Consider the following 25,808-nt stretch of genomic DNA (forward strand, 5'->3'; position numbering starts at 1 on the left):
GCCTGTTCGGTCTGAATTTTGGTCTGAACAGTCCCGGAAACCCGCATGAAATAAGGGTTCCTTACGGAACCTTGCTTGGTCTTTTTCTTGTTTTTAAAAACCCCGGAAACCTTCCAATATACGCAATATTTCAGCGGTTGTATAAGTCTTTATTTGTTTTAATTCCACCAGGTCGTTGTCATTCGACCAGACCGGGCACTTCAACGCCAGCGCCAACGCTACAAGTTCTACGTCCTCCGGGTCTCTCTTTCCGATTAAGTCCGTAGCGACCGGGATCTGTCCAGAATACGTTTCTTTCTTTATAACCTCCAGCTCCAGCAGGGAAAAGGCCGCTTCCATGACCTCCCGGCTCAAACCCTTTTTCTGGGCCAAAACCGGAATGTACTCCCTGACCTCATTGACCACGCTGGCAGTTGTAACAAACTTTAAAGTTTTCGCTTCAACAAACACCTTACTCGCTTTCCCGCCGATCAGTGCCGAAAGCACGATGTTCGCGTCCACGGCGATCTTTCCGGAAAGTTGCAAAGTCCTCCAGCACCTCTTCCTCAGTTATCCCTTTTTCCTGTCTTTCTTTGGCGACTTTTGCCACCAGGGCCTTCAGGGCCGCCCGGCGCACCTCGTCATCAACGTTTATGTCCTCCCATGGAATAAACACGCCTGCGGGTTTGCCGTTCCGGAAAACCATCACCGCTTCTTTCCTGCGGATAAATTCGCTGGCGTGGGTTTTAAACTCCCTTACGCTTGCAAACTCCATTGTGGTCACCTCCGTGACTACATTATAACATATCAGCGGGAAAATGGAAAGGATTGTTTACCGAAACTCACTGACAAAACTGGCTAACTTCTGTTTCGTGCACTTCAATGCAGGCCTGGTTGGCCAGCCAGAGTAAAGTGGCCAGATCGTTGCAGATTATGTAGTTGATTACCCTTTCCGAATGGTGGACGGGAAAGGTTTCAATCCAATCGGGAGCGTAGTCAGGACATTCCTTCTGATAAAAAGCTTCCCCGCTGATGCCGTCGGGATAGCGTTTCATGACCAGGGGGCGGTTATGAATATACGGCAGCAAAAAGGGAGCTATATCGTTGTAGTATTTTATTAAATGAGCCTTGGTTAAACCTTCTTCGGGCCAGAACAGCTTGTCCAGGTTGGTGAAAGAAAGGTTTTGTCCAAAAACTTTGATCATCTCCCGATCCACGTTTTTTACCCCCCTCACCTTATTATGCTTTTTGAAAAATACTTTTAAAAGGCAGGGGTGGGAAATGAATGAAGCAGAATGCCCCAAACAGACATCAGGCTGCATCATTTGATGCAGCCCTTTGCCGGTTTTTACTTTGGATTAGGCCAGCAGAAGAAGCCATCCCCAAAGAACAGTAAAAGCAAAATCAGGAACAAAATAAAGGAAAAGTAACCGCCATAGGGATAGGAACCGCTCATCGCACCCCCTCCTTAACTTTTAAATTGCTCCTCAAATAGGCTTACCTGGGGTGACCGCCAAAAAAACCATCTCCGAAAAATAGTAAGATCAGAATTAGAAACAAGATGAAAGAGAAGTTTGCTGGATAAGCACCGCCTAAACCATAACCCATTTGGAGTCCTCCCTTCAGTATTTGGTACCATATTATGGAGAACTCCCGGCAGTGGTGACAGCCTAAAAAATTTTTTTACTTCAGCAGATAATGGCATTCCCGGGGTGATTTATCCGGTCGTAACCCCCGGTAGCTGCAATGCCGGAGCAGGCCACCGGCTGTTAAAGAGAGATACTCTACGGCGCAAACCAGTACTGGTTCCACCGCGATGGTGCGCCGGGCCTCTACCGGCGGCAGAGCCAGAACGGGCCGGGGGATGACGAGGCGGGATAACAGTTCCAACAGTTGTTCCTCCTCTTCCCGGCTAAACCCCGTGCCCACTTTGCCCTGGTAGACAAGTTCCCCACTCCGGTATCCGCTTAGTACCAGGGCACCGAGACGCCGCCGGCCCCACCCCTCCTGGTAACCGCAGATGACCAGATCGGCCTCTTTGGTATGGCGGAATTTACGCCAGTAGGGGGAGCGCTGGCCGGGGAGGTAGGGGCTGTCCAAGTGCTTGGCCATGGCTCCCTCCAACCCCCGGGCAACGCAGGCGGCAGTAAAGGCCCGGCCTTGATGCAAAACAAATTCGGACACCAGCACCTGGTCACCAGGCTTAATCATTTCCGCCAGGATTTCCTTGCGGCGGCGTAAAGGTTCGTTCAAAAGGGAGCGGCCACCGGCGTAAAGTACATCGAAAGCCATAAGAATAGCAGGATACCGTCGGACCATACTTTTAATCTTCAGAGGGTCTTCCAACCGTCCCCGGGCCTGCAGGGCGGCAAAAGATGGCCGGCCATCCTGAAAAATGACGATTTCACCGTCAACAATGGCCGGCTGGTTTTTTACACATTTATGCAGTTCCTTTAATTCCGGGAAGGTAGCCGTAATGTCCCGCAAGTTGCGGGAGCGCAACAGCGTGTCGCCGTCCAGGTAGGCCAGCACGCGATAGCCGTCCCATTTAACTTCGTAGAGAAAATCGGAGCTGTCAAAGGGCCGGGATGATGTGGCCAGCATGGGCTTCAGGAGAGGCAGGGATACTTGTTCTTCCACGGAAGCATACCTCCGAGTAAAGGTTTGTAAACATTTTGGTGAACCCGGTTGGATGCGGCCCAGCACTCACCAAAACATGACTAGCTCATGGTATACCATAGTTTAATTGTAAATGTTTAGTCAAACCGCTTAAGGCACAGCGTTGTCTCGCTCACTCATGTGCTCCGCGTAAGATGCGCACCACGGTTCGCTTCGGGCCGCCCAGCACTCACCGGTGAAGGATTGCTTTGCGGAAGACATATTGCACATGCTCGCTATCTGTACTTAAAGAAATCATTGATTCAGTGAGTGCTGGGTCTTCTGCGGATTGCCATCGATACTGTTTTTACGCTATTTCACTTATTCTACCCGATGTAGTTCTTCCACATTTCTTTCGCCTGGTTTCGTTGGCGTCCTCGAGAGCCGAGCCGCCCAGCACTCACTGAAAAAGCTATAATGGAATGATTTCAATTACTATCTTGTTACAGCAGGCTTAGAAGGGTGTCATTGCCAGTGAGTGATGGGTTTACCGGGTGCTGTTACCGGCGCTCCGCAAAATCGTTCGCTCTGGACAACGCCGTGTCCTTGTAGTTAACAGAATCCCTCATCCTCCGGGTCTGCTACCCTTCCCCTGCCGCCTTCTTGCGCCCCCGGCGACGGCTTTTTTGCGGCTCCATTTCTCCCTCTCCCAGAGCTTCCCCGGCTGCTTGCCGGCCCCGTTCCCTTTTAGCCTTTTCGATGCTGGCCTTCAAGGCCTCCATCAGGTCCACCACCCTGCCCGCTTCCGCCCGGGTGGGCTCGGCCACCTGCCGGCCGGCCACCCGGGCCTGGATTAACTCCATAAGTGCATGACGGTATTCATCGGTATATTTCTCCGGGTCAAAGGAAGCCGTAAGGCTGTTGACTAAATTTACCGCCATCTGTAGTTCCTTTTCCGGCACCTCCACCCGGTAGTGCATTTCTTCAATGGCCCCGGCATCCCGTACCTCATCGGGATAAAACATGGTGCTCATGGACAGCACACCCCTGGCCACCCGCAGCACGGCCAGGCTCACTTTGCTGCGGATGGTTACCCGGGCCACGGCCACCCTGCCGCTCTCTTCCATGGCTCGCTTTAACAGCTCGTAGACCTTTTCCCCGCCGCCGGCGGGGGCCAGGTAGTAGGCTTTGTCGTAATAGATGGGGTCTATTTCCCCCAGTTCCACGAAATCCATGATTTCAATGTTGTGCCCGTCCCCCCCGGGCAAAGCGTCAAAATCTTCGTCCCGTAAGATGACATAGCGCCCCTTTTCATACTCGTATCCCCGTACCAGTTCCTCCAGGGGAACTTCTTCATTGCAGTATGGACAATAGCGCCGGTACTGAATGGGGTTTTTGCACTTCTGGTGTAAATAGTTGAATTTTACATCTTTTTTTTCCGTAGCCGCGTACATTTTCACGGGCACGTAAACCAGGCCAAAACTAACCGCCCCTTTCCAGATCGGACGCAAACGCCGCCACCCCCAAACAAAAAATATTATTACCGGCCCGCTTTTAAGCTAGGATGGCCTTAATACTGACAAATTATGAAGTTACCCGGCGAGTCCAGCCGGGCATACAAACAACAACGCGGTATACCTGGGAATTTTTGAAAGCCGAAACGGTTATAATAGAAGTTACACATGTATATAGACAGGGGTGGTTTGACATGGATTTTTACCCTGATAGAGTAATATTTGAACAGGACGCCCTGGAATATCCTTTAGGTAAATCCCTCTGGGAATCATTTAAACGGGCTGATATTGAGGTGATTGTAACCCGTTCCCACAACAGGATAACTGGCATTCCCGGTAAGAATCCGCAGGAAGCCTACCGGGAAGCTAAGAGAACGCTGGTATTCGGCGTGAGGAGGACTCTTACCTTTCAAACCTGTAAACCGTCGGCCCATTACCAGCTGCCATTGACCACTTCCTGCCCCGGAAAATGTGAATACTGTTATTTGCTCGGCAGCCTCCCCAGTAAACCGTACATCAGGGCTTATGTGAATATTGAAGATATTCTGGAAAAAGCCCGGGATTATATAGTGAAAAGGCAGCCCGAGGTAACCATATTCGAGGGATCAGCCACTTCCGATCCGGTTCCGGTAGAGAAATACACCGGGGCGCTGGCCAAAACCATCCTCTTTTTTGCCATCCAGGATTTTGGCCGTTTTCGCTTTGCCACCAAATTCACTGAGATTGATTCACTTTTAATTTTAAAACATAACGGGAATACAACAGTTCGTTTTAGCGTAAATACTACCAGAATAATAAAATCCTTTGAACACGGGACGCCAAAGCTGGAACAGCGATTAAAGGCAGCCAGAAAAGTTATAGAGGCTGGTTATCCCACGGGGTTCATCATTGCTCCCATCATAGCCTACCCCGGCTGGGAAACGGACTACATAGATTTATTAAAAGCAATAAGGGAGTCCCTCCCCGAGTCTCAGGTGTTGTCTTTTGAATTTATCACCCACCGGTTTACCGTACGGGCAAAAAACAGAATAAAAACGCTGTTCCCCAATACCGTTTTACCCATGAATGAAGAAAACAGAAAGTTCAAGTTCGGCCAGTTCGGTTACGGGAAATATGTTTACGCCCCGCAGTTAATGCACCGTTTAAAGGAAGCCCTCGTTTCAAAAACAGAGGAACTGTTTCCCGGGGCAAAGATCGATTACTTCGTCTAACCCGAAACAAAAGGGCAGCAGGCCGTCCCGCCAAATACGGCCGGGAAAGGCCGCCGCCCGCTATATTTTTCTGGAAGTGCTAAATAAATTTTTTACTTACCTTTTCCCCATTGTAAGAGAAAAGCACCTTTTTATTATCAATGACCGTCTCCAGGTGCACCGGCCTCCCCCAGAGGCGGTATACGTAGGGCAGTGTTTTTTCCAGGTAGAACACATCCAGCTCCAGGCCCTCGTAACAGTGTTTCAAGTATAAATCGCCCCGTTTATTGAAATCCCCGTCTTCCACCACGATATAGGGGTAGCCGCCGTTGGTCAGGCTGGAAAGGATGCCGTCTTTGACCTTTTCCCAGTCTTTGTCCGATACCTTCCAATCGTGGCCCATCTTTTTGTAAAGATAAAGGTCCATTTCCTCTATTAGTTCTTTGGTCAGGTAGTTCCTCAGGAAGGAAATATCATTTTCCTGTTCCCGCACCTCGAAGATCTTCTGCCTTCCCTCACCGCCGGGGCGGTTGTATTTTTTCCTCTCTTCCCCGGTGGGCTCGTTCCAGCGCCTTTCAATGTCTTCAAAAATTTTCAACCCCAGGTGATAGGGATTCAGGCGCACCCGGGAAGGTTGAATTACCCCGGCATGCATTTTGGCGAACTCTACAGCTTCTGCCTCAGTAAGATCCATTTCCCGCATAATGCGCAGGTGCCAGTAGGTGGCCCAGCCTTCGTTCATAATTTTTGTTTCCAACTGGGGCCAGAAATAAAGCATTTCCTGACGGATTACGGATATAATGTCCCGCTGCCAGTCGTCCAGATCCCGGGCATGTTCCATAATAAACAGCAACAGGTCTTTTTCCGGCTCCGGGGGAAACTTCCTGGGTTTCTCACAGTGTCCGGCGCATTTGGGCTCATCAAGCTCCCACAGGTCATCATAGGGGGTTTCCTCCCGGTGTCGTTTTCCGCACTTCCTGCCCTGGCCGCAGGCACAGGACCCTTCTTCCTTTTCCTGCTTTTTCTTTTCCCGGCCGGCCTTTATGAAATGATAGGGGTCCACGTGTTCCTGGATGGAAATCACCGCATCTAGAAAGGCTTCTACCCTGTCCTTGCCGTATTTAAGCTCGTAACCGCGGAATCTCTCGGCCGCACTGGCCATGGATTCCACCATATTGCGGTTGGTATGCTTGAAATAGATGTTGTTTTTAAAAAAGTCGCAGTGGGCCAGAACGTGGGCTATCACCAGCTTGTTCTGGACCAGGGAATTGCCTTCTAGGAGAAAAGCATAGCAGGGGTTGGAGTTTATGACCATTTCGTAGATGCGGCTCAGGTTGTAATCATACTGGGTTTTCATTTTATGGTATGCTTTGCCGAAAGTCCAGTGAGAGAAACGGGTGGGCATACCGTAAGCCCCAAAGGCATAGATGATATCTGCCGGGCAGATTTCAAAATACATATCATAAAAATCCAGACCAAATTCCCGGGCCTTAGCGGTGATTATTTCCACGGCTTCCGAAAGCTTGCGCAGCTCTTCTCTGGTCATGTTAATCAACCTCCAGTTTTCCCTGGTGCCAAAGAAACGTTCTTGTTTATATAGATTTATGTGGGAAGCCGGGGCGAGTTGTCTTTAAACTTAAACAGTCCCGGGATCCTGAAAAATAGGTCCTGCCGGAGGCGGCTTTTTTACCCTTTGCACCGGGGTGGCGATGGCCATGTCGGCGGTTTTCCAACCACCGGTTATAAGCACAAATGGTCTACAGCTGACTGCCTCCATTAACAAGATATGGTATAATATTTAAAAATATTTAAAAGAGCCAATCCAGCCGTGTTGTTCCAGATGTACATATCTTAACTTGTCTGGAATGAGGAAAGCTGGAAAAAATGACCCCGAAAAACAAAATCCCCGACTTTAAAACAATAGAAGAAGCCGGGGAATTCTGGGAAATGGCTTCCGGAAGCCTGCGCATCTCTTCTATGGTCACGTTAATCACTCCTCCTGTTTTCCCGGACACTCAGATTCAACACAAGCCACCATGTTTTTCCCTTCCTTTTTTGCCTTATACATGGCCCTGTCAGCTTGAGCTATCAGGTCATTTACACTGGCAGTTCCCCTGCCGCTATATTCCGTAGCCCCAATACTGGCCGTGACAACCACGTCCATTTCTGGCAATAACCTCTGCCCTGCTATCTGGGATCTTATACGCTCCAGCGCAATTTGCGATCTATTCAGGCTGGTATCCGGCAGCATAATTATAAATTCCTCTCCACCGTACCGAACCACCTTATCTGCAGCCCGCAAAGCCTTCTTTATGATGCCGGCCGCAGCACATAAAACCCGGTCACCCGCATGGTGACCGAACCGGTCGTTTATCACTTTAAAATCATCAAGATCCAGCATGGCAACCACCAGCGGCTTTTCCTTCCTCTGAGCTTCTTTAATGAGCTGGTTCAATAACGGGTATAAAGCGAGCCTGTTATACAGTCCCGTAAGCGGGTCGTGTTCTATCCTGTCTTTAAGCTGCAGAAGAAAACTATCAATGACCACCAGTATTTGAGCCAGGAATTCCGTAGCGCGATCTATGTATATCCATTGGACAGGATCGCTATCCCGGCGGATGCCCATTACCTCCCGAAGTGCCCTGGTGTGGATATCCAGAATATTTGCCGCCTGAACATGTTTCTCATCCAGGCTGTGTGTGTAAGCGTCAAATCCTACCCACCTGGCACAATACCCAGGGTTTATAGGATAATCTTCCTATCTCAATATTTTTCATTGATACTTTAAAAAGCTTACTCAATCTGCCATTTTTAAAATTTATCTTGGGTGGTCTAACCCACCTGTTCGCCCCCTGCTTACCCTATCATGTCTCCCGGGGTCAATGCCCTTACATTCCTTCGTTCAGCATAATGGGGGCGGGTGGGGCACCGTTACTCAGAAGCAGGGTCATGCCCTAACGGAGGTTTTTTCGGTTTCCCCCACCCAAGATTTTTGCCTCATGATGATTCCTTTACGCCGTCGGGCTTGTGGATATGTGGGCAACGCTTTAGCGTTGTCCAAGCGAGTGTGGACCCTGTGGACAGGCGGAAGATAAACCATGCCTAAACCTCCAGGCTCCTCTTAAGTGGCAGGAGGCCTCCCGCAAGTCCATACGAGCGGCATATCCACAAGCCTTCTAGGCCGCCAGTTGCTGCCGGCGGTAGCTACCCAAAACCTTCTCCGGGTCGTACAGGCGTTTTTCTTTAGCTAAGGTGAACATTACCCGGAGGAGTTTGCAGGCGATCACTACCAGGGCCTGCTTGCTTTTCAGCGGGTTTTGCGGCCGGGTCACCAGGTAACGGTAGAGCGCTTTAAACTGAGGGTTTTTGGCCACCAGGACCAGGGCAGCCTGGTAGAGGATGCTCCGCAACCCCGCCCGGCCCCGCTTGGAGATCTTTGTAACCCCTTTTTTGGAATCCCCGGATTGGTTGATAGTCAGGTTGTAACCGGCCAGTTTGCGGATCTGGCGCCAGTCTTCGTACCGGGTGAAATCCCCCACTTCCCCTAAGAAGCTGGCGGCAGTGACGACTCCGATCCCGGGGATGCTCAAAAGGTACTCGGCTAAGCCGGTTTTGGCCAGGGCCTTTTCCATGGCCGCTTCGGTTTGGAGCAATTGCTTTTGCCAGAAGAAGATTTCTTCCAGGCACTGGGTCAGGCGCAGACGGGCAGCATCTAAACCTTCCGGCACGCCGATGGATTCATTGGCGGCAGCCAGTAAAAGAACGGCCCGTTTTTGACCCACTTTCCCGCCGCTGGCTGCCTTAAGTTCAGCGGTCAGCTCTTCTGTCGTGAGCTGTTTTAGGTCGGCCGGGAAGGGCCGGTGGGTCAGGATGTACAGGGAGGCTTTCCCTAGAAGGTTCTTAAAAACCTGCGGATATTCGGGAAAGCGCTCGTCCAGGATCGCCACCAGGTTGTTCTGGGCGGCGTTTAGTTTGGCCTTTTGCTGGTGGCGGTTTTGGGTGTACCCCCGGAGTTCCGCCCAGATCCCTTTGGGTAGATAGCAGTGGAAAAAGCGTCCTTCCCAGGTTAAAGTGGCGATGATCAGGGCGTCTTTCCGGTCGTTTTTGGTGGGCGAGTTATCGTCGAGTTCTTTTTGCTTTTTGACGTGGTAAGGATTGACGATAACTACTGGGATGCCGGCATTGACCAGGTAGCTGGCCAGGGGTTTCCAGTAATGGCCGGAAGGCTCCATGGCCACGACGATGTTTTGCGCGCCGATTTGTTCTTTGACCCGGTGCATTCTACCCAGTAGACGGGAAAAGCCGTTTATGCTATTCTGAAAAGAGAAGGCGCTGCCCACTTCGATGCCTGTTGACCCGTCCAGCGTGCGGGCCCAGTGGGTCCTTTTGGCGATGTCGACGCCCACGATGAGGGTGTGGACGCTACGAATTTCTTTTAGGTTTTTGTTTCGTTTCGTCATTAACCTCGACCTCCGGTACTTTTGGTGTTTGCTCTAACCTTGTTGTACCAGGAGGTCTTTTTGTTGATCAACCCCTTTGATAAGGATTACAGGAATGCTCAGAAAATGAAATGGGGAGGATTTTTTATGACCAAAGCTGAAAAGCAAAAACTATGGGAAACCCGGGTTGCCGAATATCGTGCCAGCGGCCAGAGTGCTAAAGCATGGTGCGCCGCCCATAACGTAACCCCCCGGCAGCTATGGTACTGGCTCCGGAAGTTTAAGGAATCTTCCCCCGCCGGGTCAACACGGTGGCTGCCGGTTGAATTAAGCAAGCAATCACCTTCGGACCAGGGTGACTCCCTGCTGCTCAAAATAGGTCAGGCCTGCATCGAGGTAAAACCCGGTTTTGATCCAGCCTTGCTTTCTCAAGTAGTCCGGGTTCTGGTATCGTTATGCTGAACGAATTGGGTATCGACCGGGTTTACCTCGCCTGCGGCGCCACCGATTTGCGCAAGTCCATCGACGGGCTGGCCGTGCTGGTCAAGGAAGGGTTTGAGCTGGATCCCCTTCTCTTCCTGCCTTTTCGTCTTCTGTAACCGGCAGCGGGACAAAATTAAAATTCTCCACTGGGACCACAATGGGTTTTGGCTCTATTACCGCCGGCTGGAGAAAGGTAAATTCCCCTGGCCGGAAAGAAGCACTTCTTCAACTATTGCCATTAGCCGCCGGGAACTGCGCTGGCTGCTCGACGGCCTATCGATAGAACAGCCTAAAGCTCATCCCGAGGTAAAAGCACGCACTGTAATATAAATAAAGCAGCAGAAAGAAATATTTTCACTTTGTGGTTGATTCTAGAGGGATTCGACGGGTTTCGTCGAATCTTTTATTCATGAACACTACTTCGCAATCTATCGCTGCCATGAATATAGAAGAGCTGCAAAGCCGCTGTCTACAGCTGGAAGAGCAGTGCAGATGGTTGGAACAACAGAATGCCGAGCTGACCGCTAAACTGAATTGGTTTATGGAGCAGCTTCGCTTGAGCAAACACCGGCAATTCGGTGTTTCCAGCGAACGGACCGCTTCTGGCTACCAGCAGCTTTCGCTTTTTAATGAGGCGGAAGTGGAAGCCCAGCCGGCTTCACCCGAACCGGCTGTCGAAACCATCACCTACCAGCGCCGCAAACAGCGTGGCCGCCGGGAGATGGTGCTCGATAACCTGCCGGTGGAAACGGTTGAGTACCGCCTGCCGGAAGAAGAGCGGGTCTGTTCGTGCTGCGGTGGTCCTTTACATGAAATGAGCACCGAAGTACGACAGGAACTGCAGATCATCCCGGCCCAGGTAAAAGTGGTCAAGCATGTGCGTTACGTTTATTCCTGCCGCCATTGCGAGCGCAACGAGCTAACCACCCCCATTGTTACCGCTCCCATGCCGGCTCCTGTATTTCCCGGAAGTATGGTTTCCCCCTCGCTTATGGCTTACATCATGAACCAGAAATACGGGGAAGGTCTGCCGCTGTACCGCCAGGAGCAGCAGTTTGCCCACCTGGGGGTGGAGCTGTCCCGGCAGACGCTTGCCAACTGGGTGCTGTACGGGGCGAACAACTGGTTGGCCCTGATCTACGATCGCCTGCATGAACACCTGCTTGAGCGGGATATCCTGCATGCCGATGAGACAACCCTGCAGGTCCTCCGCGAGCCGGGCCGGGCTGCTGAAACCCAATCGTACCTCTGGCTCTACCGCACCGGGCGGGACGGTCCTCCCATTATTCTCTACGACTACCAGACCACCCGGGCCAGCAAGCACCCCCGCCGGTTCCTGGCAGGTTTTAAAGGCTACTTGCACGTTGACGGTTACGCCGGCTACAACGAACTGCCGGATGTCACCCTGGTGGGCTGCTGGGCCCATGCCCGGCGCAAGTTTGATGAAGCGTTAAAGGCCCTGCCGGAAGATAAACGCAATAAAGCAGTGGCCGCCCAGGTGGGGCTGGAATTTTGTAACCAACTTTTTGCCATTGAGCGCGACTTGAAAGATGCAACGCCCCAGGAGCGTTATCAGGCCCGCCAGGTGCGCAGCCGCCCCGTGCTGGATGCTTTTCGGGCATGGCTTAAAACCCAGAAAACACAGGTACTGCCCAAAAGTTCCTTTGGTCAGGCAGTTAACTATTGCCTGAGCCAGTGGGATAAACTCATTGCCTTTTTGCAGGATGGACGCCTGGAACTGGATAACAACCGGAGTGAGCGGTCGATCAAACCCTTTGTCATTGGCCGCAAGAACTGGTTGTTTGCCAATACTCCGCGGGGTGCCCGGGCCAGCGCTATTACTTACAGCATCATAGAAACGGCAAAGGAGAATGGGTTGAATCCTTTCCAGTACCTCAGTTATCTTTTTGAAAAACTTCCCAACCTGGACCCTAAAGACAGTAACGCCCTGGATCAGTTGCTCCCCTGGTCCAATTCATTACCCCCTGTCTGCAGGGCTAATAAATAAGCCAGATTATGTCCCCACCTGATTGCAAGGTGGGGTTTATTTTACGCTTACTCTCATCCAGGCTGTGTGTCAGGTCCTGATAGGCTTCCACGAGTACTCCTTCGGTTCCACCCTCACATACATATCGTTCAAGGTAATTTTTATAAGTATTATAAAAGGCCTCTGAAGCCAACTCAGGTACGCCTCCTCCCCACCAGTACGCTGGCATCGTCTTCCGGAACACCATATTTCTCTATTATCGTAACCGCCAGGTATAGACCATCCTGTCGCCACAGGTGCCCGTCACCCCGGTCGGGCACAAAGCTACGCCTTATTCCATCAGAACATACTATTACAAGAGAATAATCATCAATCCTTACATTCCGGATAACCGGCACAAGCTTCCGCCCTCCCACCACCCCGGGCTGCCCCGGCAAAAACTCCAACCTTTTATCACCAATCACCCAGCCCCTTATGTTCCCCACCATGATATAACTTAGAGTCGCATTGTCCAGGGTGCCGAGGAAGAGGGTACATCCTCGGATTCTGGCAGCGACCCTTTCGATATCACCGTACACACCCGGCAGGTCTTCTTTACGTTCTTCCAGAACTCTGTGCAGCCCTTCCGCACAGCGATGAGCTTCTTCACCGTGCCCCAGCACATCCACTACCGAAATAAAAAGTTTATCATTTCCTTTATATGCATAACAAAGGTCCCCGCCCACCGGATAGCCTGTCCGCGGCCTCCAGCACGACCAGACCTCCCAGCCGTGGCCGGACGCCGTGGCCTGTTTAGAGAAAGTCAAAATGTACGCCTCCTCTTCTCCGTAATAACCACCGTCCCCTTACCCACTTCGGAGTGAATGGCGAAGGAATCCATCAGACGTTTTACTCCCGAAAGGCCTATACCGAGACTGCGCTCCCAGGTGGTATAGCCCCGCGTCAAGACCAGCTCGACATCAGGGATACCGGGGCCGCGGTCGGCAGCAATTACTTCAATGCCCGGACTGTCCCTGTCCTCCAGCCGCTTTCTTATCATTATCCTGCCCTGCCTGGCGTACCGGTAGATATTCCGGGCCAGCTCCGAAACCGCAGTGGCTATCCTGGTAACATCGGCCAGGGAAAAGCCGATCTCCTGGGCCAGTTGTTTGGCCATCTGCCGCGCTACGGCAATGTCTTCCTCTCGAGTAATGCGGACCACTATATCGAATTCCTGCGCCGGGTCCTCAATTATGGAGGTTATTTTTTCCTCATACACCTTTATCCCTCTCCTGGAAAGAGCCGGCCAGTACCAGGGCATGTTCCAGATTCCGCGCCACCGCGACCTCCTGCAGCGTGACACCCATCTGGGCCAGAGTCAAAGCTACAGGGGGTTGAATGCCGCACAATACAGTGCGGCACCCCATAAGGCGGGCCATAGCAGCCGTTTCAGAAAGGGTGTATGATATATAGCTATCAATCACTTCCACCATCCTTACATCCAGTATAATCGCCCTGGCCCTCGTCCGCTCGATTTCCTTCAAAAGCTGCTGCTGCAGCCGTCCTACCGTTCTGTCGTCCAGGTCGATCTGGATGGGCACCAGCAGGTAGCCATCCACCTGCATAATGGGCACAACCCTGTCCTCAAAGCTCATCATCTTCACCGCTTTCTTCCAGCCTGCCGCCCGCCAGGCTTAGGGCAAGCTGCCTGCGCCTCTTCCTTTCTTCCATGGTTATGGCTATCCCGCGGCGGAGAGCATCCTCCAGGTCTCTGGCGACTGTAACCATCTGGAAGTCTACTCCCAGTTTGACAAGGGTATGGGCAACCTCCGGCTTGATACCGGTAAGAATGACCTCGGCACCTAGAAATTTTATGGCGTTAAACATCTCCATAAGAAATCCCCCGACCACCGTATCGATCATGGGGACACCCGTAACATCCACCAGTACCACTTTCGCCCTGACGGAACTCACCCTGTTCAGCAATCTCTCCGCGATATTCTGGGCACGCTGGCCATCCAGGTTTCCAATCATGGCCACCAGTAAAATATCAGTCCATATACGAATTATTGGGGTGGCCAGCTCCGAAAGCATCTGGCGGAGCTGCATTAAAATATGCTCATTTTCGCGCCGTATCTCCCCGGAAACCTTCAATGCGGCCCGGAGTATATCAACAGCCGGGAAAGAAGCATGTTCTTCTGCAATATGCAGTATTTTCGCCCCTACTTCTTCTTCACCCAATTCTTCAATTAATGACCGCAGGGCTTCAAATAAGCCGTCTGCTGCTTTTTTGCTTAGCGCTTCCTCCATAACCCGGCACCACAGGTCTTTTTGCCTGCCGTCTGTCGTGAGGCCATTGACGATTTCCGTCACCTTAATAGCATCCATCAATACTTCCCTCCATAGCCTGTAGCCTGAAGACCATTTTTTGCTATTTCGACATAATTCCTTGTTTTCCTGCCGGAAGCACCCGCAGGAGCTGCCCTTTCAAAACGCCTTCATTAATGAGAAAAACTGCAGGGAAAACCCTGACTTCCCTGCAGCTACGTCTCTCTCTTGCAACCCGGCCTTCATGATTACTTCTAACTCAATTAAACCACTGTCTGAAGTTACCGTCAAGAATAACGCCGCCGTTCATTAACGCCTTCCTGTACCCCGCCCGGAGAAACACCACCGTCACCAACCTGATAACCGCCAGTTTAATCCTGCACCAGGACGACGGGATTGTTCCGGCAGACGGCAAGGCACGCCTCCACCACCTGCGGGTCGTAAAGGACGCCGCTGTTCCGGCTGATTTCTTCCAGGGCGGCCTCCATACCCAGGGCGGCCCGGTAGGGCCGGTGCGAAGCCATGGATTCCACCACGTCGGCAACACCCAGAATCCGGGCCTCGGGAATGATGGCCTCTCCCCGCAGCCCGTTCGGATAACCGCTCCCGTCCATTCTCTCGTGGTGCTGCAGCATTGCCTGCGATACCGGCCAGGGAAACTCTATCCCCTTAAGCACCTCGAACCCCAGCACCGGGTGTAACCTGATCAGCTGCAACTCCGGTTCCGTCAACCGGCGCGGTGCGGTGAGGATCTCTGCCGGAATGGCCATCTTGCCTATATCATGCAGCAACGCGGCGAGCCGGAGGCCCTCCACCCGGTCTTCCGCCCACCCCCATTTCCCGGGCGATGGCGCAGGCCAGCCGCGCCACCCGCATCTGGTGGCCGGCTGTGTACGGGTCCCGCAGTTCCAGCATCCTGCTGAGAGCCTCCACCGTACCGTACAGCATCTGCCGGAGCCGGACGACCGTTTCGTCCAGCTTTCTTTCTAGGCGCAGCCTCTTGATCCCAAGGGCAATGTCGCCTGCAATTTCGGCGAGAAAGGCCATTTCTTCGGGGTCAAAAGCGTCCGGCAGGTGGGAATAAACATTAAGGATTCCCACAACTTCGCCCTCGTGCACCAGGGGAACAGCCGCGCCTGACGCATAGCCACGGCGTACCGCTTCCTCGCGCCAGGGCGTATGCTGCGGGTCGCAACATATATCCCGTACCACTACGGGCTCGCCCGTTCTGATGGCTGCGCCGGTCGGTCCGGAATCCGTCTGGCTGTCGTCCCAGGTAACCTTTACTGAACGAAGGTAGCCGTTCTCAAAACCGCTGTGGGCAATGGGCGTCACGCCAAATGTCTCTTTCTCGGCAAGACCAATCCAGGCAAACCTGATAAATTCGAGCCCGGCGAGAAGCTCGCAAATGCGCTTAAACAGCTCGCTCTCCTCGCGAACCTCAAGAAGGAGATGATTTACTTCTCTGGTAATCAGAATATGGGCCTTAAGCCAGTTAGTATCCGGGGCTGTCCCGGAATTTTTCTCCTGACTCTGAGCTGGGACAACCCTTTCCTCGCTGTTCACTTCAACCTTCACTCCCATGGGTATGTCTAATACTCTCAACTGGATGAATGCACAGGCAACAGTGTATCAGCCTGGTTTCGATATGACACAGTTAAGTATAGATTACACGGAAATACCTCAAGCATCAGGGAAATTATACTGGGAAATTACCTGACGAATGAAAATCAGGGGGAAAAAGGTAGGAAACGCAGGTAGACGCGGGGGAGGATGTGCGCCATAACAATCCATATGAGGTATATTATGGTATAACCGGGTATCCTTACCCCCCCCCCAAAACACACACGTTCTAAAGCTAAGCTTCTTTTTCCTCTGCACCATGGAAATCATCCCCGTTCCTGTCTTTTTCTTTTGCGCAAATAATGATTACCTGCAGGAAACTAAAGACCCCTTATTTAATCCCCGGCCTTAACCGGGCCTGCTCTCCCGGAGGCAGTATTTTTACCCGAGCTTTATTCGACAAAAAAAATGCTCTTCCTTCACGATGCTCTACTTTCTCCCTCTTCTTTTCAATTCAGGTCTTGCCGGGGCCAGATTTTTTTGTTAAGATTGGGTTAAGGGAATATTGTATACAAGTATACAAAATGCGGGGGGAGCGGAAAATGATGCCCTACCTGGTGACCTGGCTCGAAGGGGAAGAGGTATGCTGGCGCTTCGCGGACGAAGATGAGCTGGCGGAGATCTGGGAAACGGAAAAGCATTTCATAGTTACCAAACTCAACCCGGCTGCATAAAAAGAAGAATGCAACCACCTGCCCGGCAGTGGCATGGTAACATTTACCTGAATACGGCTGAAATTATAAGGGGAGCGCACCTTGCGTTCCCCTTGCTTTTTTGTTATCCAGGCACGACAGCGAATAGTGCCGGGTTAACAGGAAGCGCATCCATCGTTTTCTTTTATTTTTAAGTAACCAATATAACCGTAAACCCGTAATATATAACCGCCGGAAAAAGAAACGCCGGACACGGTGAACCTGCTCCAGGATGAACCGGGCGTCGGGAAAGCGATCGTTTTGTCGCCCTAAAATTTCCATAAGGAGGGGAATGCTGAAGTGAAAGTCCTGCCGCTGTCCGAACTACCCATTGGCCAATGGGGACGGGTGGTGTCTTTAAAAGCACGGGGCATGACCAGATGCCGGTTGCTGGACCTGGGCCTGGTTCCTGACACGCCGGTCCAGGCGGTAAGGCGCAGCCCGCTGGGCGACCCGATCGCTTACCGCATCCGGGGAGCATTAATTGCCCTGCGCCGGGAAGAAGCCGGCCAGGTGCTGGTGACACCCTTATGATACTGCCGGCGCGCTGAAGGCAGCACTACTCACCTTTGCAAACTGCCCGGGCGGCGGCCTACTTTTCCCGCAGTTCCTGTGCTCCCGCCCTACCGCCGCCTCCCCCTGGCTTGTGCGAAGCCCTTGAAAAACCGCGGTACGCCATCCGCATCTTCTGCCACAGCACAAGTAGTGAGGTGTTTTTATGCCCCTTGCAACCGAACTGCGCGAAAGGTTTAACATACCCCCGGACCCCGACGCTGCCGTAATTGCCCTGGCTGGCAACCCCAATACCGGCAAAAGCACCATTTTTAACGCCCTGACCGGGTTGAAACAGCACACGGGCAACTGGCCGGGCAAGACGGTGCTCCAGGCCCAGGGCACATTTCATTCCGGCGGCAAAAGGTACATCCTGGTGGACCTGCCGGGAACCTATTCCCTGCTGGCAAACTCGGCCGAAGAAATGGTCGCCCGGAACTTTTTATGTTTTGCCCGGCCGGACGCCACGGTGGTGGTCACCGACGCCACCTGCCTGGAAAGAAATTTAAATCTGGTTTTACAGGTGATGGAAATTACCGGCAGGGTAATTGTTTGCGTTAACTTTATTGATGAGGCGCGCAGGAAAAACATTTTTATTGATGTCGATTGCCTGACCCGGGAACTGGGTGTACCCGTGGTAATCACGGCTGCCAGGAGCGGCCTGGGCCTTAAGGAATTAAAGGCCGGGATCGACGCCGTGGTGCGGGGACAAATAGTTCCCACCCCTCGCCGGATGGTTTATGATCCAGACATCGAAGATGCCGTAGCCCAGGTGGAACAGCAAATACCCGGGGAAATCAAGGAATTGATCAACGCCCGCTGGCTTGCGTTAAGAATAATAGATCACGACCGGAACACTTTCGATAATATAAGACAATACTTTGAGGTACCGGAATGGGGTGTTTTGCGTGAGCGGTATAAATACTGCCCCACCTGAAGCCGGACCCGGCGTGGTGAATGAAGCCCATCAGCTTGAGATACGGGACCGCATCGTTAAAACAATCTACCGGGAGGCGGAAGCCATCGCCGCCCGGGTGGTCAGGCAAACCGGTCCCCACAGGGATTGGGAACATAAAGTGGACGACATCCTCACTTCCCGCCTGCTGGGCTTCCCGATTATGTTCCTGCTCCTGGGGCTGGCTTTCTGGATAACCCTGGTGGGAGCCAATTACCCTTCTCAGTTACTGGCAAAGGCCTTGTTCTGGGGGGAGAAGCGGCTATTGGAAGTCTTTGTGTGGCTGGACGCTCCATCCTGGCTGCACGGGCTGGTGGTTACGGGCGTCTACCGCACCGCAGCCTGGGTGGTATCGGTGATGCTGCCTCCCATGGCCATCTTTTTCCCTATCTTCGCCCTGCTGGAAGAACTGGGCTACCTACCCCGGGTGGCTTTCAATATCGACCCTTTATTTAAGATGGCCGGCACCCAGGGTAAGCAAGTGCTAACCATGAGCATGGGATTCGGCTGCAATGCAGCCGGCGTAATGGCCTGCCGTATTATTGAATCTCCCCGGGAAAGATTGATCGCCATCCTGACCAATAACTTCGTCCCCTGCAACGGCCGTTTTCCCACCCTGATAGCCCTGGCCTCCATATTCGTTGGCCCGGCGGCAGCCCCGGGTTTCAACTCTCTGGCCGCTTCCTTTACCGTAGCAGGGCTTATTCTGGCGGGGATATTGATAACCCTGCTTACCTCGTGGCTCCTTTCAAGAACCATCCTTAAAGGGGTGCCTACCACCTTCACCCTGGAACTGCCGCCACTGCGCCCGCCCCAGGTGGGCCGGGTGCTGGTCCGCTCCGTACTGGACCGCACGATCTTCGTCCTGGCCCGGGCCGTAACTGTAGCCGCCCCGGCGGGAGCCCTGATATGGGTCCTGGCCAATATCTCCTTTGAAGGACAGAGCCTGCTTGCCCGGGGAGCGGGTTTGCTGGAACCCCTAGGGCGGGCCCTGGGTCTGGACGGCTTCATCCTGCTGGCCTTCATCCTGGGCCTGCCGGCCAATGAAATTGTCCTGCCCATTCTCCTTATGGGCTACTTATCCGCTGGAACTATGGTGGAAATAGACAGCTTAACCGTTCTGCAAAACATTCTGGTTCATGGGCACGGCTGGACGTGGCTGACCGCATTGTGCACCATGCTCTTTTCCCTGCTGCACTTTCCCTGCGGCACCACGCTGTTCACCATCCAGCGGGAAACAAAGAGCCTGAAATGGATGTTCTGGGCGGCCGCCATCCCCCTGGCCGTAGCCTGCCTGGTCTGCTTCGCGGTGGCGCAGGCGGTGCGGGCGCTGGGGCTGGTATAACTTCACAAACAGTGTTACGATGGGTCCAGGCAGAGGTGGTTTTTCCCTCGTTCCTTTGCCTGATAGCAGGCTTGATCCGCTCTTGCAAGCAGCGAGTCGGCAGAATCGTTTTTTTTTCGCCTGGGCCACACCCAGGCTTGCCGTAATCCGGCGGTGCGGGAAAGGGTAAGTCTCGATAGATTTACGTATTCTTTCTGCCACTTTCGCAGCATCTCCCCCTTTTGTCCCCGGGAGAATGATTATAAACTCTTCACCCCCGTAACGGCACGCAATATCCGTAGTCCTGATGGAGTTTTTTATTAACTCTGCCGTCTTCTGCAGCACCACATCGCCGGCCAGGTGCCCAAAAGTGTCGTTATAAGCCTTGAAGTCATCTATATCCAGGAAAATAACCGACAGGTGGTAACCATACCTCGCTGCCCTCTGGAGCTCGGCAGCCAGCACATCCCACAGAACGCGCCTGTTAAGGAAACCGGTCAGGTAGTCGGTTTCGGCTTCTCTTTCCAGGCGGCGTATGAGAGTCGCATTGGCCAGGGCTACCGCGGCGAAGTTTATATATATCTGCAGGTTTTTACTGCCGCTGTCACCCAGGGAAACAGGGGCCGCTATACCCAGCAACCCGACAATTCCCAGGGCGGTCCAGAGGGGATAAACCATGATTTCAGTTCCGGGAGCAACCTCTGTACCGGTAAAGCCCGGTAAAACCTTAAGCTCCTCAATACTCAAAGAAGACGGCTCAACTTTTGAAAAAATCCGCTCAATCAACGGGTGGACCAGGGGCCATTCCTTCCCGATCAACTGGCTGCCGTTAACGCCTTTGCCCTGGGCCACCCTGATTTTATCACCTTCCCTGAGGCCGACAAAGCACAAGTCGGCTTGATAAATTATGATCAACGAATTAGTTATAAGTTCCAGAACCCTGTCCAGCTCAACGATCGAGGTCATGAGGCGGCTGATCTCGTAGATGCTGTTCAACTCCAGTCTACGCAACCCTAACAGGTTCTTTTCTAAAATGGCGCTGAAAACCTCGTTGATCGTCCGGTAAACATTGTGTGCTTTCGTGATGAAAGCAATCTCTTCCTCGCGTTCCACCAGGGTCGTGTGTCTGGAAGGGGCAACCATGAGATAACCTATCCTCTGGGCATAGCTGCCCAGACGGTACGCGCAGAGCTTAAGTCCATAAGGACAGGTAATCGTGTCTTCCTCTTCTAACGAACCGCAGGCAAGCTTATAAAAATCGATGCACTTTTCGTTATGGAGCTCCCTCCCTTTATTCACCTCCTGGCATAATTCAGCCGGTAAACTGAACCGGGAAAAAGGGGCGCCGTTCGCGTCAAAGATGTAGATGTTCGCGTTCGTGGCCCTGGCCAGCGTATCTTGAAAATCCTGCCAGTACCTTACCGGGACGCTGAGTAAAAGGTTCGTGTGCACTAAGTAACACCTCATTTTAGCATGTCTGCTTTGGCCAACCTGCCGAGAACGTTTATCCCCTCTGGAGAGATCTCGTACTCCCTCAGGGAGTTGTCGTGGTTGCTTCCACGGGTTTTTAGGATTCCAAGAACTTTTCTGATGCTGGAATTATCCTCCACGTATCGCAGTATGATTATATTATCGGTGATCAGGGATAATTGCGCTCTGGATACCACCAGGGGCGAAAAGAGGTCTTCGTTGAGCACCGTAAAAATAGTGGTTACGTGCCGCCTCCTGAGTTGTTGTCCTATCGCCCAGAGATAATCCCTGTACTTTTGCATATCGGTAACGCTGCTTTCAAAAGAGGAGATGCTGTCGATGACAAACCTTTCCACCTTTTTTTCCCCAATCATGTCCAGTATCTCGAAAGCGTGTTTATCCACGTCCAGTTCTACGGGGGAAATAAACTTGATCTCCAGCTGGCCCTCTGCCAGATATTTATCTATCTCCCAGCCCAGATAGCGGGCAGTATTCTGAAGTTGGTCTACAGGCTCTTCAAAAGAAAGGAATACCCCCTTTTCGCCTTTCTCAGCCCCTTCCAGCAAGAACTTAAGGGCAAACATCGTCTTGCCCGTACCTGTGGCACCGGAAATGAGGGTGATAGTCCCTTCCAGCAACCCACCGTACAACATTTCGTCCAGTCCACAGATCCCGAATTCCTTTCGCCCCAGCTTGACATCGTACCGGAGTTCTTCACCCTCCGGTCTCATCCTTGGGTACACTTCTATCCCCACAGGACCAATTTGAAACAAATGTTCCCCATGCTGAAAACTGGTCCCCCTCATCTTCAGGACGCGCATGTACCTTTTTTGAAACCGCTTTTCCTCCTGCCCGTAAAGGTGAAAAATCCCATCGGCGATGGCAAACTCGCTCAGGCGCGTCAACTCCTGTTCTTCGTACTCGCCGACGAGAAACGCAGTGATCTCCCATATCGATAGAACGGCAGCCAGCTCAAAAACAAAGGCCCTGAAGGTTTTCTCGTCCGGGAAGAGGTCCCTTATAACCTTGACACTATCGATTACAACTATGTTTGGCAAATGTTCTTTGATCATTCGAGTCAGGTAATCCAGGCCCTCGCTCGCGCCCTGACTGCGCAGGACGGCCCCCAGATCCCCGTAAATAACCCTGTCTCCCAGCAGGTCATCCGAGAAGAACTCAAAACCTTGTAGATGCCTCACCATCTTCAGCTGTGATTCCGATATAGTGGTCAGGTACAGGCTCTTGAGGCCGTTCCTGGCATTGTTAAATATGATGTTCTGGACGAATATCGTCTTTCCACTGCCCGGAGAACCAGAAATGATGTTCAGTGAATAAGCGGGTATGCCGCCGCCGAGAATATAATCGAGATTTTTTATGCCCGTTATCAACCTCTCCATCTCTCATTCCCCCCTGGAAGCAGAAAGATCCCCGGCAAACTCCTCGTCCAGCTTCTTTCTAATCTCTTCCGCTCTTTCATGGCCGAGAAGCCTGGCCAGGATTTCCACATACCTGGTGATAAACTTCATAAACATGTCTTCGACCGGCAGGTCCGGGTTTTCCTCCAACCTGGCCGCCATCTTCGCGCACGATATCCCATTTTGATCGTACTGCAGGAGTTCTATCTCCTTGTATTCCAGCGAGACCTCCCACACGACCCTTTCCACCAGCAGATTCATGGAAAACGTACCAAGGTACTTGGACGACGCTGTCCACATTTCCCTCAGCAAAGTTTCATAGTGTCCGATCCGTTTTTCGATGATTTCGCTCACAACAGCCCCCTCCATTTCAGCTAAAAGCTACCGCTCCAGTATGAACATAAGGCCTGGTTTCCCGGTTAGTTATTTCGCAAGTGCTTCACACCTCCAGGAACATTGCCAGTGATCCGGTAGAGTTCAGGATTTATCCCCTCAGGCACAACCCGGCAGCAAAACACTTCCACCAGCTGCGGGTCGAATTGAGTACCAGCACAGCGGTAGAGCTCTTCTGTGGCCATTTTTATAGACATCCTGGGCCGGTAAACCCGATCCGAAGTCATGGCATCAAAACTATCAGCCACGGCCAGAATTCGCGCCCCCAGGGGAATGGCCTCACCCCCCAATCCTTCCGGATACCCGCAACCGTCATATCTTTCATGATGGTAAAGGACCATAAGGCTGATGGCTTTCATCCCCGGTATGGCCGAAATGATTTCATAACTATAAACAGGGTGCTTTTTTATTTCCTCCCACTCCGCGGCAGTCAGTTTACCCGGCTTATGCAGGATAGAACTGGATATGCCCAGCTTCCCTATGTCGTGGAGTAACCCGGCCAGGTATATACAATTCTGTTCCTTTTCAGGCATACCCAGTTTCTTCGCGAGCGCAGCGGCATAGGCCGCCACGCGCCAGGAATGATTGGAAGCTACCTTAAACCGGACCTCCTGTAATTTCATCAACGCCCGGGCAGCATGGATAAATGTGGATTTCATGGAAGCACCTCAGCGTAATTTATTCTAAAAATTTCTTTAGAAAATGAAAAGCCGCAGGGAGAAAAATTTTATGCTTCCCTGCGGCTTCCTTTCTCCCTTTGCAACCCAGCCGTCATGGTTCCCCGCGGGGAACTTTAGACCTGTGGCTTTGCGTCCCCGGCTTTCGCCGGGTTTGCCCTCCGGAAAGTTGCGAATTTTCAGGAGGTATTTCAATATTTTTTCAAGAGGTATTTCAACATTACCGTTAACTTTCCTTCTTGATTCTACATATAACTACAGCATCATCTGCCCTGCTTCCCAATTTCTCGGCCCGGGCGATGAAAATCAAGTTTCAGGCCAAACGAACCGGTATCCCCCGGGAACTCAGCACCTTAAATAAAGGGCGGCCGAAAATAAAAAGTTCAAACTCCTCCCGCAATCCCAATTCCTTTATGGCGAAAAAACGTATGGCCAGGTCTTTCCGGACAAGCTCATTCAGTCTGGCCAGGGTTTTCGATTTATCCGTTCCCCGGGAAAGGCTGGAGAGCAACTCTTCAACCTCCTGGTAGGGACATTCCTGCTCATGCATCTCAATCACCTTTGTAATCGGGTCCCGGGAATTGATAATATCGGCACGTACGATGGTGTTTTTGCCAACCAGGCCTTCCAGTGCCGAGGTATCCCAGCACTTCAACAGCCGGCATTCCAGCGGGCGGTGCTCGTAAATGGTGCACGATGAGCTTTTTTCATCAAAAAAGCAGCAGGACCATTCTTTCTCCTTCCCGCGCATCTTGACCAGTTCCCGTTCCACCGGCCTAACGGTGTCAAGGACAGGGTCATAGGCCGGTTCACCCTTCCTGATGGTTACCAGGTGCTGGTATCCCACATGCCCGGCCAGCAGTATGCCTTTGTCCTCGTGGTGGAGGACCGGCCCGCCCTTCAGGCAGCAGGTGCCGCACCGTATACAGCCATCCCTGTTAATGTTTTGCACCTTCTTTCTCGTCGAAGCGCACGATGTAGTCTTCTTCCAGGTATTCACCCAGCTGAACCTCGATGACTCCCCATCCCCATACCCCTCGGGTGGCGCCGGTGCCAATCCCGGGCCGTGCGGGCGATAATTACCTCCGCAGCCCTGGCAATGGTATTAGGCGCCGGGTATACCCGCAGAGAAAAATTGCTTCAAGCATTTATTGCCCCGTACATCTTCTGATAATACTCCCGGTAAGCACCGGACTTTATCCGCTCCCACCAGGAGCGGTTTTGTTTGTACCACTCTACTGTTGCCGCCAGCCCCTCCTCGAAGGTGTGCCGGGGCCGCCAGCCCAGCTCCCGGGTGATCTTCGAGGGGTCGATGGCATAGCGGCGGTCGTGGCCGGGCCGGTCTTTGACAAAACGAATAAGGCTTTCCGGCTTACCCAGAAGTTTCAAGATTACCCGCACCACTTCCAGGTTGGTGCGCTCCCCATGGCCGCCGATGTTGTAGATCTCCCCGGGCCTCCCCCGGAAGAGAACCAGCTCCAGCGCCCGGCAGTGGTCCTCCACGTGCAGCCAGTCCCGCACGTTCAAGCCGTCGCCGTACACGGGCAGGGGTTTATCCTCCAGGGCGCTGGTGATCATGAGGGGGATGAGCTTTTCCGGAAACTGGTAGGGACCGTAGTTATTGGAACAGCGGGTGATAACCACCGGCAGGCCGTGGGTGTGGTGATAGGCCAGGGCCAGAAGGTCGGCGGCGGCCTTGCTGGCAGAGTAGGGGCTGGAAGGCTTTAAAGGGCTCTCCTCCGTAAAGCGCCCCTTTGGCCCCAGGGAGCCGTAAACCTCGTCGGTGGAGACCTGGACGAAGATCACGGGCCTTTCAGACCCGGCAACCGCCCGCCCGCCAAACCTCTCCTTCCAGTATTCCGCGGCCGCGTCCAGAAGCACCTGGGTGCCCCGCACGTTGGTCTCGATGAAGGGCGAGGCGTCCATAATGCTGCGGTCCACGTGGGACTCGGCGGCAAAGTTGATCACCGCGTCCACGCCGCGGGAAAAAATCTCCCCCACCAGGCGGCGGTTACAGATGTCACCGTGGATGAACGCATGGCGGGGGTGGTCCGCAAGATCGGCCAGGTTTTCCAGGTTGCCCGCATAGGTGAGCTTATCCAGGTTGATGACCGTAACCCCGGGGCGGGCCTGCAGGATATAGCGGATGAAGTTGGAGCCGATGAATCCGGCTCCGCCGGTAACCAGCAGTTTCATTGATCACATTGCTC

General features: G+C 52.7%; 27 protein-coding genes, 2 pseudogenes and 1 riboswitch. Of the genes and pseudogenes, 9 read left to right on the forward strand and 20 right to left on the reverse strand.

Annotated elements, in window-relative coordinates:
• Positions 1 to 93: 93 nt before the first annotated feature.
• From G7K71_RS02995 to G7K71_RS03015, 5 genes and pseudogenes are all read right to left on the reverse strand, one after another.
• On the reverse strand, positions 94 to 525 hold the full coding sequence (locus G7K71_RS02995) for a PIN domain-containing protein (RefSeq protein WP_166343386.1): 432 nt from the start codon (positions 523 to 525) through the stop codon (positions 94 to 96).
• Complete coding sequence (locus tag G7K71_RS03000) at positions 452 to 754, reverse strand: hypothetical protein (RefSeq protein WP_166343388.1); 303 nt, start codon at positions 752 to 754, stop codon at positions 452 to 454. Before G7K71_RS03000 ends, G7K71_RS02995 begins: the two co-directional genes overlap by 74 nt.
• Positions 755 to 851: 97 nt before the next feature.
• Positions 852 to 1,184: pseudogene (locus G7K71_RS03005) on the reverse strand (DNA polymerase domain-containing protein); the annotation flags it as partial.
• 478 nt (positions 1,185 to 1,662) lie between these two features.
• Complete coding sequence (gene ligD / locus G7K71_RS03010; RefSeq protein ID WP_313884875.1) at positions 1,663 to 2,619, reverse strand: non-homologous end-joining DNA ligase; 957 nt, start codon at positions 2,617 to 2,619, stop codon at positions 1,663 to 1,665.
• A gap of 599 nt (positions 2,620 to 3,218) precedes the next feature.
• Entirely contained in the window at positions 3,219 to 4,088 is an 870-nt protein-coding gene (locus G7K71_RS03015; protein ID WP_166343390.1) for a Ku protein, read from the reverse strand.
• Between the two features lie 197 nt (positions 4,089 to 4,285).
• Between G7K71_RS03015 and splB the strand changes: the two genes are divergently transcribed.
• Positions 4,286 to 5,302: a spore photoproduct lyase gene (gene splB, locus G7K71_RS03020; RefSeq protein ID WP_166343392.1), complete on the forward strand. Its 1,017-nt coding sequence runs from the start codon at positions 4,286 to 4,288 to the stop codon at positions 5,300 to 5,302.
• Between the two features lie 79 nt (positions 5,303 to 5,381).
• On the opposite strand, the gene G7K71_RS03025 is transcribed toward splB, so the two are convergent.
• The 3 genes from G7K71_RS03025 to G7K71_RS03035 form a co-directional block, all read right to left on the reverse strand.
• A complete protein-coding gene (locus G7K71_RS03025; RefSeq protein WP_166343394.1) occupies positions 5,382 to 6,827 on the reverse strand; it encodes a SpoVR family protein in 1,446 nt (481 codons plus the stop codon).
• 444 nt (positions 6,828 to 7,271) lie between these two features.
• Positions 7,272 to 7,907, reverse strand: coding sequence for a GGDEF domain-containing protein (locus tag G7K71_RS03030; RefSeq protein ID WP_166343396.1), 636 nt, complete (start codon positions 7,905 to 7,907; stop codon positions 7,272 to 7,274).
• A gap of 550 nt (positions 7,908 to 8,457) precedes the next feature.
• Complete coding sequence (locus G7K71_RS03035) at positions 8,458 to 9,741, reverse strand: IS110 family transposase (protein WP_166343398.1); 1,284 nt, start codon at positions 9,739 to 9,741, stop codon at positions 8,458 to 8,460.
• A gap of 126 nt (positions 9,742 to 9,867) precedes the next feature.
• Here G7K71_RS03035 and tnpA point away from each other — a divergent pair, with 126 nt between their 5' ends.
• The 4 genes from tnpA to tnpC all read left to right on the forward strand — a co-directional run bounded on the left by tnpA (position 9,868) and on the right by tnpC (position 12,211).
• Positions 9,868 to 10,182, forward strand: a complete 315-nt coding sequence (tnpA, locus tag G7K71_RS03040; protein ID WP_166343400.1) for an IS66 family insertion sequence element accessory protein TnpA — start codon at positions 9,868 to 9,870, stop codon at positions 10,180 to 10,182.
• Positions 10,176 to 10,319 carry an IS66 family insertion sequence element accessory protein TnpB gene (gene tnpB, locus G7K71_RS03045; RefSeq protein ID WP_166343402.1) on the forward strand — a complete coding sequence of 48 codons (144 nt, stop codon included), beginning with the start codon at positions 10,176 to 10,178 and terminating at the stop codon, positions 10,317 to 10,319. The genes tnpA and tnpB (G7K71_RS03045) overlap by 7 nt, the downstream gene beginning before the upstream one ends.
• A complete protein-coding gene (gene tnpB, locus G7K71_RS20170; protein WP_166343405.1) occupies positions 10,276 to 10,533 on the forward strand; it encodes an IS66 family insertion sequence element accessory protein TnpB in 258 nt (85 codons plus the stop codon). Before tnpB (G7K71_RS03045) ends, tnpB (G7K71_RS20170) begins: the two co-directional genes overlap by 44 nt.
• A 109-nt stretch (positions 10,534 to 10,642) precedes the next feature.
• Positions 10,643 to 12,211: an IS66 family transposase gene (gene tnpC, locus G7K71_RS03055; protein WP_166345031.1), complete on the forward strand. Its 1,569-nt coding sequence runs from the start codon at positions 10,643 to 10,645 to the stop codon at positions 12,209 to 12,211.
• Between the two features lie 173 nt (positions 12,212 to 12,384).
• On the opposite strand, the gene G7K71_RS03060 is transcribed toward tnpC, so the two are convergent.
• The 6 genes from G7K71_RS03060 to G7K71_RS03085 all read right to left on the reverse strand — a co-directional run bounded on the left by G7K71_RS03060 (position 12,385) and on the right by G7K71_RS03085 (position 16,063).
• Complete coding sequence (locus G7K71_RS03060; protein WP_166343408.1) at positions 12,385 to 12,996, reverse strand: hypothetical protein; 612 nt, start codon at positions 12,994 to 12,996, stop codon at positions 12,385 to 12,387.
• Positions 12,993 to 13,448, reverse strand: a complete 456-nt coding sequence (locus G7K71_RS03065; protein WP_313884876.1) for an anti-sigma regulatory factor — start codon at positions 13,446 to 13,448, stop codon at positions 12,993 to 12,995. Before G7K71_RS03065 ends, G7K71_RS03060 begins: the two co-directional genes overlap by 4 nt.
• Entirely contained in the window at positions 13,441 to 13,827 is a 387-nt protein-coding gene (locus G7K71_RS03070) for an STAS domain-containing protein (RefSeq protein WP_243174544.1), read from the reverse strand. Before G7K71_RS03070 ends, G7K71_RS03065 begins: the two co-directional genes overlap by 8 nt.
• A complete protein-coding gene (locus G7K71_RS03075; protein ID WP_073165860.1) occupies positions 13,814 to 14,557 on the reverse strand; it encodes an STAS domain-containing protein in 744 nt (247 codons plus the stop codon). Before G7K71_RS03075 ends, G7K71_RS03070 begins: the two co-directional genes overlap by 14 nt.
• A gap of 311 nt (positions 14,558 to 14,868) precedes the next feature.
• Positions 14,869 to 15,312: an HD-GYP domain-containing protein gene (locus G7K71_RS03080; RefSeq protein ID WP_166343415.1), complete on the reverse strand. Its 444-nt coding sequence runs from the start codon at positions 15,310 to 15,312 to the stop codon at positions 14,869 to 14,871.
• On the reverse strand, positions 15,278 to 16,063 hold the full coding sequence (locus G7K71_RS03085; protein WP_166343417.1) for a GAF domain-containing protein: 786 nt from the start codon (positions 16,061 to 16,063) through the stop codon (positions 15,278 to 15,280). Before G7K71_RS03085 ends, G7K71_RS03080 begins: the two co-directional genes overlap by 35 nt.
• A 599-nt stretch (positions 16,064 to 16,662) precedes the next feature.
• Between G7K71_RS03085 and G7K71_RS19745 the strand changes: the two genes are divergently transcribed.
• The 4 genes from G7K71_RS19745 (at position 16,663) to G7K71_RS03100 (ending at position 19,664) form a co-directional block, all read left to right on the forward strand.
• A complete protein-coding gene (locus G7K71_RS19745) occupies positions 16,663 to 16,794 on the forward strand; it encodes a hypothetical protein (RefSeq protein WP_279286271.1) in 132 nt (43 codons plus the stop codon).
• 318 nt (positions 16,795 to 17,112) lie between these two features.
• A complete protein-coding gene (locus G7K71_RS03090) occupies positions 17,113 to 17,346 on the forward strand; it encodes a FeoA family protein (protein WP_166343419.1) in 234 nt (77 codons plus the stop codon).
• 184 nt (positions 17,347 to 17,530) lie between these two features.
• On the forward strand, positions 17,531 to 18,301 hold the full coding sequence (locus tag G7K71_RS03095; protein WP_166343421.1) for a FeoB small GTPase domain-containing protein: 771 nt from the start codon (positions 17,531 to 17,533) through the stop codon (positions 18,299 to 18,301).
• On the forward strand, positions 18,273 to 19,664 hold the full coding sequence (locus tag G7K71_RS03100; protein WP_166343423.1) for a ferrous iron transporter B: 1,392 nt from the start codon (positions 18,273 to 18,275) through the stop codon (positions 19,662 to 19,664). The genes G7K71_RS03095 and G7K71_RS03100 overlap by 29 nt, the downstream gene beginning before the upstream one ends.
• A 171-nt stretch (positions 19,665 to 19,835) precedes the next feature.
• Here the strand turns inward: G7K71_RS03100 and G7K71_RS03105 are convergent.
• The 6 genes and pseudogenes from G7K71_RS03105 to rfbB form a co-directional block, all read right to left on the reverse strand.
• Positions 19,836 to 21,110: pseudogene (locus G7K71_RS03105) on the reverse strand (diguanylate cyclase); the annotation flags it as partial.
• Positions 21,107 to 22,510, reverse strand: a complete 1,404-nt coding sequence (locus tag G7K71_RS03110; RefSeq protein ID WP_166343425.1) for an ATPase domain-containing protein — start codon at positions 22,508 to 22,510, stop codon at positions 21,107 to 21,109. The gene G7K71_RS03110 and the pseudogene G7K71_RS03105, both read right to left, overlap by 4 nt.
• A gap of 3 nt (positions 22,511 to 22,513) precedes the next feature.
• Positions 22,514 to 22,882 carry a hypothetical protein gene (locus G7K71_RS03115; RefSeq protein ID WP_166343427.1) on the reverse strand — a complete coding sequence of 123 codons (369 nt, stop codon included), beginning with the start codon at positions 22,880 to 22,882 and terminating at the stop codon, positions 22,514 to 22,516.
• Between the two features lie 65 nt (positions 22,883 to 22,947).
• On the reverse strand, positions 22,948 to 23,580 hold the full coding sequence (locus tag G7K71_RS03120; protein WP_166343429.1) for an HD-GYP domain-containing protein: 633 nt from the start codon (positions 23,578 to 23,580) through the stop codon (positions 22,948 to 22,950).
• Positions 23,581 to 23,676: 96 nt separating this feature from the next.
• Positions 23,677 to 23,767, reverse strand: a riboswitch (cyclic di-GMP riboswitch).
• 144 nt (positions 23,768 to 23,911) lie between these two features.
• On the reverse strand, positions 23,912 to 24,550 hold the full coding sequence (locus G7K71_RS03125) for a YkgJ family cysteine cluster protein (RefSeq protein WP_166343431.1): 639 nt from the start codon (positions 24,548 to 24,550) through the stop codon (positions 23,912 to 23,914).
• Between the two features lie 188 nt (positions 24,551 to 24,738).
• Positions 24,739 to 25,794, reverse strand: a complete 1,056-nt coding sequence (gene rfbB / locus G7K71_RS03130) for a dTDP-glucose 4,6-dehydratase (protein WP_166343433.1) — start codon at positions 25,792 to 25,794, stop codon at positions 24,739 to 24,741.
• Positions 25,795 to 25,808 lie beyond the last annotated feature (14 nt).

The sequence above is a fragment of the Desulfofundulus sp. TPOSR genome (assembly GCF_011393055.1).
In the GTDB taxonomy this organism is placed as follows: Bacteria; Bacillota; Desulfotomaculia; order Desulfotomaculales; family Desulfovirgulaceae; genus Desulfofundulus; species Desulfofundulus kuznetsovii.

Excerpts from the sequence above, each read along its gene's own strand:
- G7K71_RS03000 (WP_166343388.1), bottom strand. The coding sequence starts at position 754 with ATGGAGTTTGCAAGCGTAAGGGAGTTTAAAACCCACGCCAGCGAATTT.
- splB (WP_166343392.1), top strand. The coding sequence starts at position 4,286 with ATGGATTTTTACCCTGATAGAGTAATATTTGAACAGGACGCCCTGGAA.
- G7K71_RS03025 (WP_166343394.1), bottom strand. The coding sequence starts at position 6,827 with ATGACCAGAGAAGAGCTGCGCAAGCTTTCGGAAGCCGTGGAAATAATC.
- G7K71_RS03030 (WP_166343396.1), bottom strand. The coding sequence starts at position 7,907 with ATGGGCATCCGCCGGGATAGCGATCCTGTCCAATGGATATACATAGAT.
- G7K71_RS03035 (WP_166343398.1), bottom strand. The coding sequence starts at position 9,741 with ATGACGAAACGAAACAAAAACCTAAAAGAAATTCGTAGCGTCCACACC.
- tnpA (WP_166343400.1), top strand. The coding sequence starts at position 9,868 with ATGACCAAAGCTGAAAAGCAAAAACTATGGGAAACCCGGGTTGCCGAA.
- tnpB (WP_166343402.1), top strand. The coding sequence starts at position 10,176 with ATGCTGAACGAATTGGGTATCGACCGGGTTTACCTCGCCTGCGGCGCC.
- tnpC (WP_166345031.1), top strand. The coding sequence starts at position 10,643 with ATGAATATAGAAGAGCTGCAAAGCCGCTGTCTACAGCTGGAAGAGCAG.
- G7K71_RS03070 (WP_243174544.1), bottom strand. The coding sequence starts at position 13,827 with ATGATGAGCTTTGAGGACAGGGTTGTGCCCATTATGCAGGTGGATGGC.
- G7K71_RS03075 (WP_073165860.1), bottom strand. The coding sequence starts at position 14,557 with ATGGATGCTATTAAGGTGACGGAAATCGTCAATGGCCTCACGACAGAC.
- G7K71_RS19745 (WP_279286271.1), top strand. The coding sequence starts at position 16,663 with ATGATGCCCTACCTGGTGACCTGGCTCGAAGGGGAAGAGGTATGCTGG.
- G7K71_RS03095 (WP_166343421.1), top strand. The coding sequence starts at position 17,531 with ATGCCCCTTGCAACCGAACTGCGCGAAAGGTTTAACATACCCCCGGAC.
- G7K71_RS03110 (WP_166343425.1), bottom strand. The coding sequence starts at position 22,510 with ATGGAGAGGTTGATAACGGGCATAAAAAATCTCGATTATATTCTCGGC.
- G7K71_RS03120 (WP_166343429.1), bottom strand. The coding sequence starts at position 23,580 with ATGAAATCCACATTTATCCATGCTGCCCGGGCGTTGATGAAATTACAG.
- rfbB (WP_166343433.1), bottom strand. The coding sequence starts at position 25,794 with ATGAAACTGCTGGTTACCGGCGGAGCCGGATTCATCGGCTCCAACTTC.